Raw genomic sequence first — 13,582 nt, 5'->3', positions numbered from 1 at the left:
CCTCCATCCTTTCTATTCTACCATATTTTTTAAGAAATATTGCTGATAAAAGGCTGGTGGATAAAGCTTTTGCCAATCATTTTGAGTATTTTCTTGGTAATAGGTGTAAAAGTGCTGATAATAGCTGGTCAAATCTTGCTCAATCTGTAAAAATTTGCCTACTATTGGCCGAATTTGTGGATACCATTCTTTTAGCCCATAAGTCAGGAGATTTTCTCCCTTTTTATAGGCTTCTGCTTGTTCTTTCATCCAAATGGGATTTTGATAGTACAGTTGTTGCCGGATATAACGACAGATGTCCTTGTCCTGAGAAACTGTAAAATGAGATATTTTTTGTTTCTTATAGGGAAAACGTAATATCTCCAGTAAACTACCGTGACCATAGGGAAATTCCTTAATCTGATAATGGAGTTTACCTCGGAGATCTTGGTGAATCAGGTATTTGAGTCTTAAAACTTGTTTTTCACTGTCTAATTCCCAAACATAAAAACCCATGTTTTGACTGAAATAGAGAAAACCTTGTTGTAGACGAGTCAAACGCTCCTTGAGCCACAGTTTTTTTCCCAGCAACCACAGTACTTGGTAACCCTGACTACGATAGCCCTCGCTACGCTCTTTAAGAACTTTTTGAGGCAAGGGACTACATTGAACCTCTAAAGCTAGATTGCCATTTACAAATACATCCGCAATCTGTTTAAGCTCTGGAAGCAGGTATTCTAATTGCACCTCGGCCTCTTTTTTCAACCAGTGATAAAGGACTTCCTTATTTTCCAGATGTTCTGGACTTTCATTTTCAGAGGAAAAATCACAATCTTTTAAGGTTTTGTGAGCAAAATGGGTCCGGACACTTGGTCCTTGACGCAAACGAAGCTGACCTCCACAAGCTGGGCAGGTGTATGCTTGCTTCTCAAGCTTATCCTCTAACACATTTACCAATTCTCCCCTAGAATCTCTCGCAACAAACATGATTTCCCTCCTTTTCTATATTATTCGTAAAAAAGAAAAAAGATCAGGAAAATTCCTAATCTTCATTCATGTTTATTTGATTTTCTTAGCTAGCATGGTCGCAAAGCGTAGTTGAATACGATTGCCATTCTCATCGCGACGGTGAAGATGGCCAGGATTTTCATTGTACTTAACCAATTCCCAGTCCTTGTAATAGTCTGCCAATTCTCCTTCTTTAAATGTGAATGGGAAGTTCACAGAGCAAGGATAATCCTCCGTGTCCATAGCACAAACGATAAGATTGTAACCACCAACACTGGTTTTCTCCTGCATATTTTGAATAATAGCTGGAATGCGGTCCGCTTGTAGAAACATGAGAACAACTGTTGAAACGATAAAATCATATTCTTTCCCAATACTGGCTGAATTGATATCGTAAAGACCAACAGGCATATCTAGGTCTTCCTGCTCAACAATGCTTTGCAAGATTTCAAGAGATAATTCATTTTGATCTACAGCTGTAACATCAAAACCATTCTGTGCAAGAAAGAGAGAGTTACGGCCCTGACCACAGCCCAAATCCAAGGCTTTTCCTGGTTTTACTGTCTGCATTGCCTCTAGTACCTCTGAATGAACCGGATTGGTATTGTATTTCTTAGGGAAATAATCCTCAGGTTTACAATAAAATTCTAAATACCATTCTACATCATCTGTTACAGCCTCAACTCGGTGCCAGGCTTGTGGTTGTGCCATGGGATTCTCAGCCCCTGCTTCAAAGAGGTGCTCAGCTAAAACCTCACCATATTCTGTCAATTCAATAAACTTGAGAGTTCCCTTCAAAACAGTAATTTTCCCCCAAGTCCCAACCTTGGTATTGTGTTTCTGCTGAACAGCCTCTGGCATGGTTTCTTTAGTCCACAAAGGCATACGTTTATAGGCAACTAGTTTTTCCATCTTCATTTCCTCTTTTTATCGCTGATTAACAGCTTTCATAACACGCGCGATGTCGCGGTTTTGCTCACGTCGTTTGATAGACTCCCGTTTATCATAGTCATGCTTCCCTTTAGCTAAACCTAAAAGGAGTTTAGCGTAACCATCTTTGATATAGACCTTAAGGGGAACCAGGGTCATTCCTGTTCCTTTAGTCTCTTGTTCTAATTTTTGGATTTGTTTCTTATGGAGCAGGAGTTTACGACGACGTTCTGGTTCTTGGTTCCAGATATTGCCCTCTTCGTAAGGAGCAATATGAACATTGCTCAACCAGACCTCCCCATTTTTTACTTGGGCAAAGCCATCCTTGAGATTGATTCGAGCAGCTCGTACACTCTTGATTTCAGTTCCTGTCAGGACCATCCCTGCCTCTAGCGTATCTACGATTGTATAGTCGTGGCGCGCCTTTTTATTTTGTGCGACGACCTTTCCCTCGCCCTTTGCCATGCTTAGCTCCTTTCTTAGCTACTTCCTTATAAAAAGGATTCTTTCCTTTTTTCTTCTTGTCTTTTTGTGAATGCTTGCGCTTATCATTTGAGCGTCCTGATTTTCTCTTATCTTCCTTCTTATCTGAACGACGACTTGAACCACGCCCCCTGTCACTGCGATTAGACTGTTTTAAGCCTTTTTCAATCACATCAAACTCACTTGGGATATATGAGAAGTCAATTTCACCCGTCATCTTGTCGGCTCTTTCAACTCGGATACGAATCTGTTGCCCTACACGGAAGGTTGTTCCTGATTTTTCTCCACGAAGAGTCAAATCACGTTCGTTGAAATGATAAAATTCAGGTAAATTAGTGATGTGAATCAAGCCTTCAACTGTGTTTGGCAATTCGACAAAGAGACCAAACTTGACAATGCTGGACACAACCGCATCGTACTCTTCACCCACGTATTCTTCCATGTACTCAGCCTTTTTCATGGCTTCGACTTCACGCTCGGCCTCGATAGCTCGACGCTCACGGTTGGAAGACTGGGTCGCAATCTCTGGAATCACTTGTTCAAAATGCTCTGCTATTTCCTTAGAACGGCCGTAATCACGAATCATACGATGAACAAGAAGGTCTGGATAACGACGAATCGGACTGGTAAAGTGAGTGTAATAGTCAGCTGCTAATCCATAGTGGCCGTGATTGTGCTCCGAATAGCGAGCCTGCTGCATAGAGCGTAGAAGCATCATGGATAATACATCTGCATAAGGTTCTCCCTCAACAGCACTCATGATGTCTTGGAGAGCCTCCTGGCTAATCTCACTAGCAGTCCCATAAATGCGCAAGCCAAAGCTTGAAGCATAATCAATAAACTTCTGAACTTTTTCAGCCTTAGGCTCCTCGTGAATTCGATAGATAAAAGGCAAATCCAACTTGCTGAAATGTTCGGCAACTGTTTCATTGGCCATCAACATGAAGGACTCAATCATGCGCTCGGCAACACCACGCTGACGAAGAACGATATCAACAGGCTTACCTTGTTTATCCACTAAAATCTTAGCTTCATTGGTATCAAAATTGAGGGCTCCACGTTTCACACGCATATTTTCTAAAGTTTCATGAAGCTTGGCCATGAGTTCGATACTAGGGACAATTTTCTGATATTCTTGTCTCTTTTCCTTGTCTCCAGCTAGGATATCATTGACATCACTGTAGGTCATCCTGAAGCTAGTCTTGATAACCGTTTGTGTGATGGTGTAGTTGACTACACGACCATGTTTATCAATCTCCATAATGGCAGACTGGGTCAGGCGGTCAACTTGAGGATTGAGAGAACAGATGCCATTTGACAGTCGTTCTGGAAGCATTGGAACCACTCGGTCTGTTACATAGACTGAAGTCGCGCGGTTAAGGGCTTCCTTATCAAGAGACGAACCCTCGGTCACATAGTAGGAAACATCTGCGATGTGAACCCCAAGCTCCAGATTGCCATTTTTCAGATCCTTGATATGCACTGCATCGTCCAAGTCCTTGGCATCCGCACCGTCCATGGTAAAGGTAATCTCATCTCTTAGATCCAGACGGCCTTCCATATCCTTTTGAGACGGAGCATCAGGTACACTTTCTGCTTCCTTGACAACAGCCTCTGGAAATTCTGAGACAATGTCCATTGATTCCAAGACCTCAAGAACATCAATTCCGACATCCGTTGAATGCCCCACCACGTCGAGGACACTAGCGACAAAGAAATCATGTTTCTTGCTTGGGTATTTGTCGATAAAAACCTTGAGAACTTCTGTTCCCTCGAGTTTAAGGGCCGGTTTCTTAACATAGATTGGTTGACTGATTTTCTGATTTTTCGAACGGATGTAGCCAGCATACTTAGGCTTTTCCTGATCTAAAACGATTTGGCCGACAACGGTTGTCAAACTGTGTTCTAAGATATCGATAATTTTTGCTTCTGCTGCTGTTCCCTTATTACGGTCAGCTACTTTCTTAATCACGACCTCAACAGTATCGCCATCAACAGCATAGTTGACATCGTTTTTTCCTACAAAAAGATCGTCCTCCTCGCCTTCCAGACTAACAAAGCCAAAGCCATTTTTATGGGCATGAAAAATCCCCTTGAGAGTAATCTCATGTTTTTTCTTGACTTCCAAAGTCAAAGTTCCATCTTCTTCAAAGCGTATCTGGTGCTTTCTTTCCATTAGGGACAAGGTTTTAATCAACTCACGAAAATCCTTGGAACCGTCTTTTCCCAAATCCTGAGCCAAGTCATTGACAGTCACCTTTCCCTTGTCTTGTAAATATTCTTTTATTCTATCTTTCATATTTTCTTTCTAGATTTTTTATTTTCTTTTACTGTAAAACCTTCTCAAATATCCTTTAAAAATAAAAAGAGGCAAAGACCTAGTCCTGCCCATTATTTTCTTATCTACTTGATAATACCGTCAATGCTAAGGCAATGGCTAGCCAGAAAAAGACTAAAACCCCTGTCAAACGCTGCATTACAGCTTCAAAACCGCGTGCTTTACTGCGTTCAAACAAATCACCTGAGCTGGCATCAAATACATTGCTGGATTGGTTTTTGGTTGGTTGCATGAAAATCGCAATCACAATCACAACAGATAATACTAATAAAATGGTTAATAATAGGTTATACATATCAAACTCCTTAAAATCCTTATTATTTTACCATAAAATCTACTTAGATTCAAGATGTAGGGTTACTTTTCTTTCCTTGGGACAATACTTTAAAACCTCGATCTTGTCTGGATGGGTTTTTGAATTTTTACTGGTTAGGTAATTGATACTGCCACAAGAGGAGCATTTGAGATTAATTTTTACTCGCACTAGATTTCCTTTACTTTTAATAATGTTCGAAATTGAAGCAGGTTAAAGAGACAACTAAAGGCAACACAAAGGCTTGTCGCATAAAAGACTGCATGGTAGCCAAATTGACCTGCTACTGCAGAACCTGCCATGGGACCAACGACACCTCCCAGATAAAAGAATACCTGATTGAAGGCAAAGACCCTCGAAATGCCGGCTTTGGGAGTCATTTTGCTGAGTAGGGCATTAACCCCGGGAATCAAGGCACCGGTTCCAAGTCCAAAGAGGAAACGATAAAGTCCTAGTTGAAGGGGGCTAGAGGCATTGGCACAGAGGAGATAGATGATGACTGAATAAAACTGGGCGACAACCAAGAGGCGATGGTTGCCCACCTTGTCACCTAGCTTTCCCATAACTCCTGCACTCATCATACTGGAAAAGCCCATACTGGATACAATCAAACCTGACATAAAGAGAAGATTCTCTGTCTGGCCTAAGTCGCGCACATAAAGTGCTAAAATAGGGCCAATCGATTGGGCTGAAAATTGGATGACAAAACTGGTCAGAAACAGGTTGACCAAGAGATAGGGATATTTAACTGATGTAAATAATTCCTTTGTTGGGATGGCCTTTTTCTTGGCTACTGGTTGAAAATCTTCCTTAATAAAGCAAATAGTTAAAACAGCAGCTAAGAATAGAAAACTACCAACCAGTAAGAAAACAGTACGAATGCCAAATAATTCTGCAATAAATCCCCCGATAAAGGGACCAGTTAAAGTACCTGCAACTACACCTGTGGACAAAGTCCCAAGAGCAGAACCCGATTTCTCCTTGGGAACCTGACTGGCTATCAGAGCCGTTGCATTGGGAACAAATCCTGCAAATACACCGTTTAATAAACGAAGAAAGATTAACCAATAAATATTTGGCACAAAAGCCAAGCCTCCCATAGTAATGGTCATGGCCATCCCAGCCCGAATCATCATGGGTTTTCGACCGTATTTGTCAGCAAGGATGCCCCAGATAGGAGAGAAAAGTGCCGCAGAAATGGCAGAGACAGAAATAGCTAAACCTGCATAAAAAGTAGCTTGATCACTCCCTACACCTAAATTTTCCACAAAGATAGGCATAAAAGGCACAACCAAGGAAATACTGGCTCCTGTCAGAAAATTACCAAACCAGGCAATGCGCAGATTATCTTTCCAGTTAATCTCTGTCATCTTGCTTACCTCCCTCAAGAAGGGTAAGCACCTGAGTTAGAAGCTGATCCTGATTGCCATTGTTATCTAGAACATAACTGGCCAAATCTTTCTTTTTTTCTAAAGGCCACTGGGCTGCCAGACGAGACTCAGCTTCATCCTTGGATAGCTGATCCCTTTTCATTAGGCGTTCTACTTGGACGTCTCTATCCACATAGACCAACCAAGTCTCATCAAACCAAGAGACGTAGTCCTGCTCAAAAAGTAAGGGTATATCCATGAAAAAAATCTCTTCTGTTTGAGCCAATTGGTCTCTTAATGTAGCTAGTTCCTCACGGATAATCTCTCCTTGGATTTGCTTCGACCATTCTCGCTCTTCAGGATTTGAAAAGATGAGACTAGCTAAGAGGGGGCGATTAAGTTCTCCACTTTCTAGAATGATTTCTTGACCAAAATGCTGGACTAGAGCCTGAAACAGACGACCACCAGATTTCTGTAGTTGATGGACGACTGCGTCGGCATCCACTACTTGCAAGCCTTGCTTTCTTAGAAAATTTGTCACAGTTGACTTACCAGAGGCAATTCCTCCAGTGATTCCGATAATTTTTCCCATCAATTCCTCCTTTGACACTGAGGACAAAAATGGGTGCCTCGTCCGCCTAGTTGGATTTTCTCAATCACAGTGCCACAACGTGAGCATTCTTGACCAGCCTTATCATAGACCTGATGAAAATCCTGCATGGTTCCATCTTCCCCAAAGGCATTGGTATAGGTCCGAATGGTGGAACCACCTTTGTCAACAGCCTGGCTCAAAACAGCAATAGTCTGGTCATGAATGGCTATCGCTTCGTCTACTGTCAAATTCTGGGAAGGCCTAGCTGGATGAACCTGAGCTCGCCAGAGGACCTCATCAACATAGATATTGCCAAGTCCAGCCACCAAGGTCTGGTCTAGGAGATGGGACTTGATAGGCTTTTTAGATTTGGTTAGGGCAGCTTGAAAGACCTGCAAGTCAAAGTCTTGTTCGCTTGGCTCAGGACCTAATTTCTTAGAAATAAAGTAAGCGTCTAAAAGGTCAGGAGACAAGAGTTCCATAGTACCAAACTTGCGTACATCCTCATAAACAAGCGTGCCACCATCCTCAAACTGGAAGAAAACATGGGCATGCTTGCGTTCAGGAACCTGGTCTGGATAGTAAAAATACTTGCCCTCCATCCGCAGATGGGAAATCAAGACCTTGTCTGTCAGGTAAAAAAGCAAATATTTGCCACGACGTCCCATTGACTCAACAACTTGACCAGGTACTTCCTTTCGAAACTCGTCCAAGTCCGTTTTAATCATCTTGGGATAGCGAATTTCTATACTCGAAATCTTCTTTCCCAAAATCAATTTTTCTAAGCCACGACGAACGGTTTCAACCTCAGGTAATTCAGGCATAAGTCCTCCTTCTGTAAAAACAAGAAGCAGGCATGAGCCCACCTCTACTTAGTATTCTTTTTCATTATAGCCAAAGTCAGCCAAATCTAGCTTCTTATCTCGCCAGTTTTTCTTAACCTTGACCCAAGTTTCTAGAAAGACCTTGTCTCCTAACATGAGTTCAATATCACGACGGGCCATGCTACCGATTTTCTTAAGCATAGCACCACCTTTACCGATGATAATCCCTTTTTGGCTATCGCGCTCGACCATGATGGTTGCACGGATGTGAACCTTGTCAGTCTCTTCATCCCGCTTCATCGAATCAACCACTACAGCAACTGAGTGAGGAATCTCTTCCCGAGTTAGGTGCAAGACTTTCTCGCGAACCATCTCTGAAACCAAGAAACGTTCTGGATGGTCTGTGATTTGGTCAGCTGGGAAATATTGGAAACCTTCGTCCAGATTTTCACTCAAAATATCCACTAGACGAGAGACGTTATTTCCCTGAAGGGCTGAGATAGGGATAATCTCCTTAAATTCCATTTGGTTACGGAAATCATCAATCTGAGACAAAAGCTGGTCTGGGTGAACCTTATCGATCTTGTTCACCACCAAAATCACAGGAACCTTGGCAGCCTTGAGACGCTCGATAATCATGTCGTCTCCCTTACCACGCGCTTCATCCGCAGGAACCATAAAAAGAACAGTATCCACTTCGCGAAGGGTACTATAGGCAGACTCAACCATGAAATCTCCGAGAGCTGTTTTAGGCTTGTGAATCCCTGGTGTGTCGATAAAGATGATTTGTTCCTTATCAGTCGTGTAAATTCCCATGATTTTGTTGCGCGTTGTCTGCGCCTTGTCACTCATGATGGCAATCTTTTGCCCCATGACGTGATTTAAAAAGGTTGACTTCCCAACGTTGGGACGTCCTAAAATGGCTACAAAGCCTGATTTAAAAGTCATAATTTCCTCTTACTGTTTAAAATAATAAATCCCAGATTCGTGGGAGAAAAATCAATGCGCCTGTTAAGGCTGCGAAAAGAGAGACCACTAATACCGCGCCAGCCGCCATATCCTTGGCATTTTTAGCCAGCATGGAAAAGTGATAGTGACTGGCCAAATCCACCACATTTTCAATAGCAGAATTGATAATCTCAAACGCTACTACCAAGAAAATGCTCAATAGGAGAAAGAGCCATTCGATTCGTGACACCTGAAAAACAAAACCTGCAAGGATGACCACAAGAGCCGTCACTGCATGTTTTCGCATATTGCGTTCTTCCTTGATAGCAGTAAAAATTCCTGTGATGGCAAATTCTAAACTGGCTATCAGGTCACGATTTTTCCATTTTCGTTTATTGTCTTGTGAGTCCATAGGCTGTCAAAATTTCTTCTTGTAAACCGAACATCTCCGCTTCTTCTTCTGGAGTGTAGTGATCATAGCCGTTGATATGTAAAAAGCCGTGTACTGCCAAGAAGCCCATCTCACGCTCAAAGCTGTGGCCATATTCCTCGGCCTGCTCATGAGCCTTATCAATAGAGATGAACAGTTCCCCAATATAGGCATCAAACTCAGACATCATCTCTGCCAATTCTGGATTGTCAAGCAAATCCTCTTCGTCAAAGGCAATATCCAACTCTGGTTTATACTCAAGACTGATGACATCTGTCGGACGGTCCGTGTCACGGTACTCCAAATTCAGTTCATGACTACGCTCATTAGTCACAAAGGTGACTGCCATTTCCTTGTCTTCTTTTCCTAATTTTTGGGCTGCAAATTCCAAAATCTCTTGGGTTTGTTGCAACATTTCTTTTGAAACTTGACCAGTTTCATCTACCATTTCAATATACATGTGCTTCTCGTTTCTCTTTACTTGGCTTTATTATACCACATTTCCATGATTTTATTCTACCTTTTTGATATAATACTATGGAATACAATCACAAGGAGAGAACGATGTCATTTGACGGATTTTTTTTACACCACATGGTTGAGGAATTGCGAAGAGAATTAGTGAATGGTCGCATTCAGAAAATCAATCAGCCTTTTGAACAAGAGTTGGTCTTGCAAATCCGCAGCAATCGCCAAAGTCATCGCCTGCTCCTTTCTGCCCATCCAGTTTTTGGACGCATTCAGCTGACCCAAACGACTTTTGAAAATCCAGCTCAACCTTCCACCTTTATCATGGTTTTGAGAAAGTATTTGCAGGGTGCCCTGATTGAGTCGATTGAGCAAGTGGAAAATGACCGTATTGTAGAAATTACAGTTTCCAATAAAAACGAGATTGGAGACCATATCCAGGCTACCTTGATTATCGAAATTATGGGGAAACACAGTAATATTCTACTGGTTGATAAAAGTAGCCACAAAATCCTCGAAGTCATTAAACACGTCGGTTTTTCACAAAATAGCTACCGCACCTTGCTTCCTGGATCGACCCATATAGCTCCGCCAAGTACGGAATCTCTCAATCCTTTTACTGTCAAGGATGAAAAGCTCTTTGAAATCCTACAAACACAGGAAACGAGAGCTAAAAGCCTTCAAAGCCTCTTTCAAGGTCTGGGACGTGATACGGCAAATGAATTGGAAAACATTCTGGTTAATGAAAAACTTTCCACTTTCCGTAATTTTTTCAGTCAAGAAACCAAGCCCTGCTTGACAGAAACTTCCTTCAGTCCAGTTCCTTTTGACAATCAGGTGGGAGAACCTTTTACCAGTCTTTCTGATTTGTTGGACACCTACTATAAGGATAAGGCTGAGCGAGACCGTGTCAAACAGCAAGCCAGTGAACTCATTCGTCGTGTTGAAAATGAACTTCAGAAAAATCGACATAAGCTGAAAAAGCAAGAAAAAGAGTTACTGGCGACAGACAATGCTGAAGAATTTCGTCAAAAAGGGGAATTGCTAACAACTTTCCTTCATCAAGTGCCTAACGACCAAGACCAGGTTATCCTAGACAACTACTACACTAATCAACCTATCACAATTGCTCTTGATAAAGCCTTGACTCCCAACCAGAATGCCCAACGCTATTTTAAACGGTACCAGAAACTCAAAGAAGCTGTCAAATACTTGACTGATCTGATTGAGGAAACCAAGGCAACCATTCTCTATCTGGAAAGTGTCGAGACCGTCCTCAACCAAGCTGGACTAGAAGAAATCGCTGAAATCCGTGAAGAATTGATCCAAACAGGCTTTATCCGTAGAAGACAGCGGGAGAAAATCCAGAAACGCAAAAAACCAGAACAGTATCTGGCGAGTGATGGTAAAACTATCATCTATGTTGGACGCAATAACCTGCAAAATGAGGAGCTAACCTTTAAAATAGCTCGTAAGGAGGAACTTTGGTTCCATGCCAAGGACATCCCTGGAAGCCACGTTGTCATCTCAGGAAATCTAGACCCATCCGATGAAGTCAAGACAGACGCGGCAGAACTAGCCGCCTACTTCTCTCAAGGTCGCCTGTCAAATCTGGTCCAGGTAGATATGATTGAAGTCAAGAAACTCAACAAACCAACTGGTGGAAAACCTGGCTTTGTCACTTACACAGGACAAAAGACCCTCCGTGTCACACCAGACCCCGAAAAAATCGCATCCATGAAAAAATCCTGATTCGACTTGAAATCAGGATTTTTAGCTTATACTCTTCGAAAATCTCTTCAAACCACGTCAACGTCGCCTTGCCGTATATATGTGACTGACTTCGTCAGTCTTATCTACAACCTCAAAACAGTGTTTTGAGCAACCTGCGGCTAGTTTCCTAGTTTGCTCTTTGATTTTCATTGAGTATTATACTCAAATCATATCCAATTATAGGACTAATCTTTTCCACCAAGTCGACTATTGATATTCATCATGATACTAGCTATTTTTTCACCCCAGTACGGATCTGATGCATAGCGTACATTCATTCCTGTCGCTTTATTTCCAAGGTGATCTCTTCCACGGTCAATATAGTTCTCACGAATCCACTTGGCCGCACCAAGAATTCCTTTATCTACATCATCAAATTTCTTAGCTGAATCATAGGGACTGGTATCGTAAGCAGCTATTCCGAAGAAGTTATTTTTATCATTAGCAATTTGGCTACGTCCCCAAGCACTTTCTAGCGCACTGTGAGCCATTAAATAAAGAGCATTGACACCGTAACGTTCTTCAGCTTCTTTAAAAATTGCTCCTTTACCAGCAAGACGGCTGTTTCGGATATTCATCATCGAATAAACTCTATTTAATTCATCCGCACTATAGTTGGTTGGTTCAGTCAAATTCTTAAAAAGAAAACGATTCTTGATAGTAAACCCATCAAAATGTTCTCCATCATTTGGATAATACTTCTTGCCAATTTTCATGGCTGAAGTATGTGGAGCTACCCGAATACTAGTGTATGGAGAAAGTTCATGATATAGGAATCTTCCGTCAGTAGTATAGTGAGGAATAAACTCACTTTCTTCATCAACTAAAGTCAAATCGTTTTGATTCATATAACCAGACAAGCCTGATATTGAAACAGCAAGGCGACTGCCCTTACTTTTAGAGCTATCATAGGTCACAATACTTCCCTGATTGACATAACTCAAAATATCTCCTGATTCGCTATAAATATAGGCTGTGATTGGTCTAACCTTAAAATATTTGGGGCTTTGAATCCACTTTCCATCCCCCTGGAAGAAGTAGGATTTATTTTCGATGTTAAAAGCACCAGTAACATAACTCCCATCTTCTTTTAGGTAGTACCATGCATTGTAGTTAGGGTCAAAAATCCATTCATTCTTGGCCATATAACCACCAGATTTGAGGTAATAAGCATCAATCCATTCACGTGAAGCATAAGCACCACCTGATTTTAGGTAAAACCAGCTATTATAAGATTTATCAAAAATCCATTCTTTTTCAGCCATCGCTCCACTATTTTTTAGATAGTAAGCATCTTTCCACTGATTACTAGCCATCACACCGTCACTGTTAAAATAGTACCATATTCCATTAATTTTTTCCCATTTATTACGGACAATCTTTCCTGAATCTGTAGCATAATACCATTTATCAGCAATTTTTTCCCAATCATTTTGAGCCATTGCCCCACTGCTATTAAGAAGATAATCGTCAACTAGAGTATTGCTAGCCATAACTCCATCTTGGTTGAAGTAATACCAAACATTGCCAACTCTTTCCCATCTATTACGAACAATCTTTCCTGAATCTGTAGCATAATACCATTTATCAGCAATTTTTACCCAGGAATTTTCTACCATTGCTCCACTAGTATGAAAAGCATAGTCATTAACAATCCTATTGCTAGCCATGATTCCATTTTGATCAAAGAAATACCAGACACCCGCAATTTTTTTCCAGTTTTTGATTGGTTGATTATTCTCATAAAAAAGCCATTCCCCGTTCTCTTTCTGCCAACCATTCTTAGGAACTTCTTCAACTTTTTCTTTGTTTGAAATAGCCTCTTTTTTAGAATTATCTTCTTCTACAACAACTGGTTCTTTCTTTTTTTCCGTCTTTGCAGTCTCATTCTTTGTATATTCAACAACTTTTTTCTCTTCTGATGTTGGAGTCTGATTTTTATCCACAGATTGACTCTTATTTGTCGTTTGACTTTGGTCTGTTGTTTTATCTTCAGCAAATACTGATGTTGTTGGCACAATTGCCAATGCAAGCACTGCTGTGCTTACAAGTAGTGTTCTCTTCATTTTACTCCCCTAAGTAGAAATTCATCTACATCATTCATGATTAATTTTATTCTAACATAG

The 13,582-nt window shown here is 41.2% G+C and carries 14 protein-coding genes; 1 reads left to right on the top strand and 13 read right to left on the bottom strand.

Annotation, left to right across the window (positions count from 1 at the left end; all coding sequences use genetic code 11):
* Nucleotides 1-12: 12 nt before the first annotated feature.
* From B7699_RS06505 to ybeY, 12 genes are all read right to left on the bottom strand, one after another.
* Nucleotides 13-966 carry a competence protein CoiA gene (locus B7699_RS06505; protein WP_084927597.1) on the bottom strand — a complete coding sequence of 318 codons (954 nt, stop codon included), beginning with the start codon at nt 964-966 and terminating at the stop codon, nt 13-15.
* A gap of 72 nt (nt 967-1,038) precedes the next feature.
* Nucleotides 1,039-1,899 (bottom strand): SAM-dependent methyltransferase TehB, encoded by an 861-nt coding sequence (tehB, locus tag B7699_RS06500; RefSeq protein ID WP_084927595.1) that lies wholly within the window; start codon nt 1,897-1,899, stop codon nt 1,039-1,041.
* A gap of 15 nt (nt 1,900-1,914) precedes the next feature.
* Nucleotides 1,915-2,382, bottom strand: a complete 468-nt coding sequence (gene smpB, locus B7699_RS06495) for an SsrA-binding protein SmpB (protein ID WP_001051750.1) — start codon at nt 2,380-2,382, stop codon at nt 1,915-1,917.
* On the bottom strand, nt 2,345-4,699 hold the full coding sequence (rnr, locus tag B7699_RS06490; RefSeq protein ID WP_084927593.1) for a ribonuclease R: 2,355 nt from the start codon (nt 4,697-4,699) through the stop codon (nt 2,345-2,347). Before rnr ends, smpB begins: the two co-directional genes overlap by 38 nt.
* A gap of 100 nt (nt 4,700-4,799) precedes the next feature.
* Nucleotides 4,800-5,033 carry a preprotein translocase subunit SecG gene (gene secG, locus B7699_RS06485; RefSeq protein WP_007519515.1) on the bottom strand — a complete coding sequence of 78 codons (234 nt, stop codon included), beginning with the start codon at nt 5,031-5,033 and terminating at the stop codon, nt 4,800-4,802.
* Nucleotides 5,034-5,072: 39 nt separating this feature from the next.
* A complete protein-coding gene (rpmG, locus tag B7699_RS06480) occupies nt 5,073-5,222 on the bottom strand; it encodes a 50S ribosomal protein L33 (RefSeq protein WP_001809104.1) in 150 nt (49 codons plus the stop codon).
* Nucleotides 5,222-6,421, bottom strand: a complete 1,200-nt coding sequence (locus B7699_RS06475) for a multidrug efflux MFS transporter PmrA (protein ID WP_084927591.1) — start codon at nt 6,419-6,421, stop codon at nt 5,222-5,224. Before B7699_RS06475 ends, rpmG begins: the two co-directional genes overlap by 1 nt.
* Nucleotides 6,408-7,013 carry a dephospho-CoA kinase gene (gene coaE / locus B7699_RS06470; RefSeq protein WP_084927589.1) on the bottom strand — a complete coding sequence of 202 codons (606 nt, stop codon included), beginning with the start codon at nt 7,011-7,013 and terminating at the stop codon, nt 6,408-6,410. The genes B7699_RS06475 and coaE overlap by 14 nt, the downstream gene beginning before the upstream one ends.
* A complete protein-coding gene (gene mutM / locus B7699_RS06465) occupies nt 7,013-7,837 on the bottom strand; it encodes a DNA-formamidopyrimidine glycosylase (RefSeq protein WP_084927587.1) in 825 nt (274 codons plus the stop codon). The genes coaE and mutM overlap by 1 nt, the downstream gene beginning before the upstream one ends.
* 48 nt (nt 7,838-7,885) lie before the next feature.
* Nucleotides 7,886-8,785: a GTPase Era gene (gene era / locus B7699_RS06460; RefSeq protein WP_084927585.1), complete on the bottom strand. Its 900-nt coding sequence runs from the start codon at nt 8,783-8,785 to the stop codon at nt 7,886-7,888.
* Between the two features lie 16 nt (nt 8,786-8,801).
* Nucleotides 8,802-9,197: a diacylglycerol kinase family protein gene (locus B7699_RS06455; RefSeq protein WP_084927583.1), complete on the bottom strand. Its 396-nt coding sequence runs from the start codon at nt 9,195-9,197 to the stop codon at nt 8,802-8,804.
* Nucleotides 9,178-9,675 (bottom strand): rRNA maturation RNase YbeY, encoded by a 498-nt coding sequence (gene ybeY / locus B7699_RS06450; protein ID WP_084927581.1) that lies wholly within the window; start codon nt 9,673-9,675, stop codon nt 9,178-9,180. The genes B7699_RS06455 and ybeY overlap by 20 nt, the downstream gene beginning before the upstream one ends.
* Before the next feature lie 104 nt (nt 9,676-9,779).
* Between ybeY and pavA the strand changes: the two genes are divergently transcribed.
* Nucleotides 9,780-11,435 (top strand): Rqc2 family fibronectin-binding protein PavA, encoded by a 1,656-nt coding sequence (pavA, locus tag B7699_RS06445; RefSeq protein ID WP_084927579.1) that lies wholly within the window; start codon nt 9,780-9,782, stop codon nt 11,433-11,435.
* 206 nt (nt 11,436-11,641) lie between these two features.
* Here pavA and B7699_RS06435 read toward each other — a convergent pair whose 3' ends face one another.
* Complete coding sequence (locus B7699_RS06435) at nt 11,642-13,522, bottom strand: glucosaminidase domain-containing protein (protein WP_084927577.1); 1,881 nt, start codon at nt 13,520-13,522, stop codon at nt 11,642-11,644.
* Between the last annotated feature and the right edge of the window lie 60 nt (nt 13,523-13,582).

This window comes from Streptococcus mitis (assembly GCF_002096835.1).
Taxonomy (GTDB): Bacteria; Bacillota; Bacilli; order Lactobacillales; family Streptococcaceae; genus Streptococcus; species Streptococcus mitis_W.
This window is presented reverse-complemented; position numbering and strand designations above follow the sequence as displayed.

Excerpts from the sequence above, each read along its gene's own strand:
- B7699_RS06505 (WP_084927597.1), bottom strand. The coding sequence starts at position 966 with ATGTTTGTTGCGAGAGATTCTAGGGGAGAATTGGTAAATGTGTTAGAG.
- tehB (WP_084927595.1), bottom strand. The coding sequence starts at position 1,899 with ATGGAAAAACTAGTTGCCTATAAACGTATGCCTTTGTGGACTAAAGAA.
- smpB (WP_001051750.1), bottom strand. The coding sequence starts at position 2,382 with ATGGCAAAGGGCGAGGGAAAGGTCGTCGCACAAAATAAAAAGGCGCGC.
- rnr (WP_084927593.1), bottom strand. The coding sequence starts at position 4,699 with ATGAAAGATAGAATAAAAGAATATTTACAAGACAAGGGAAAGGTGACT.
- secG (WP_007519515.1), bottom strand. The coding sequence starts at position 5,033 with ATGTATAACCTATTATTAACCATTTTATTAGTATTATCTGTTGTGATT.
- B7699_RS06475 (WP_084927591.1), bottom strand. The coding sequence starts at position 6,421 with ATGACAGAGATTAACTGGAAAGATAATCTGCGCATTGCCTGGTTTGGT.
- coaE (WP_084927589.1), bottom strand. The coding sequence starts at position 7,013 with ATGGGAAAAATTATCGGAATCACTGGAGGAATTGCCTCTGGTAAGTCA.
- mutM (WP_084927587.1), bottom strand. The coding sequence starts at position 7,837 with ATGCCTGAATTACCTGAGGTTGAAACCGTTCGTCGTGGCTTAGAAAAA.
- era (WP_084927585.1), bottom strand. The coding sequence starts at position 8,785 with ATGACTTTTAAATCAGGCTTTGTAGCCATTTTAGGACGTCCCAACGTT.
- B7699_RS06455 (WP_084927583.1), bottom strand. The coding sequence starts at position 9,197 with ATGGACTCACAAGACAATAAACGAAAATGGAAAAATCGTGACCTGATA.
- ybeY (WP_084927581.1), bottom strand. The coding sequence starts at position 9,675 with ATGTATATTGAAATGGTAGATGAAACTGGTCAAGTTTCAAAAGAAATG.
- pavA (WP_084927579.1), top strand. The coding sequence starts at position 9,780 with ATGTCATTTGACGGATTTTTTTTACACCACATGGTTGAGGAATTGCGA.
- B7699_RS06435 (WP_084927577.1), bottom strand. The coding sequence starts at position 13,522 with ATGAAGAGAACACTACTTGTAAGCACAGCAGTGCTTGCATTGGCAATT.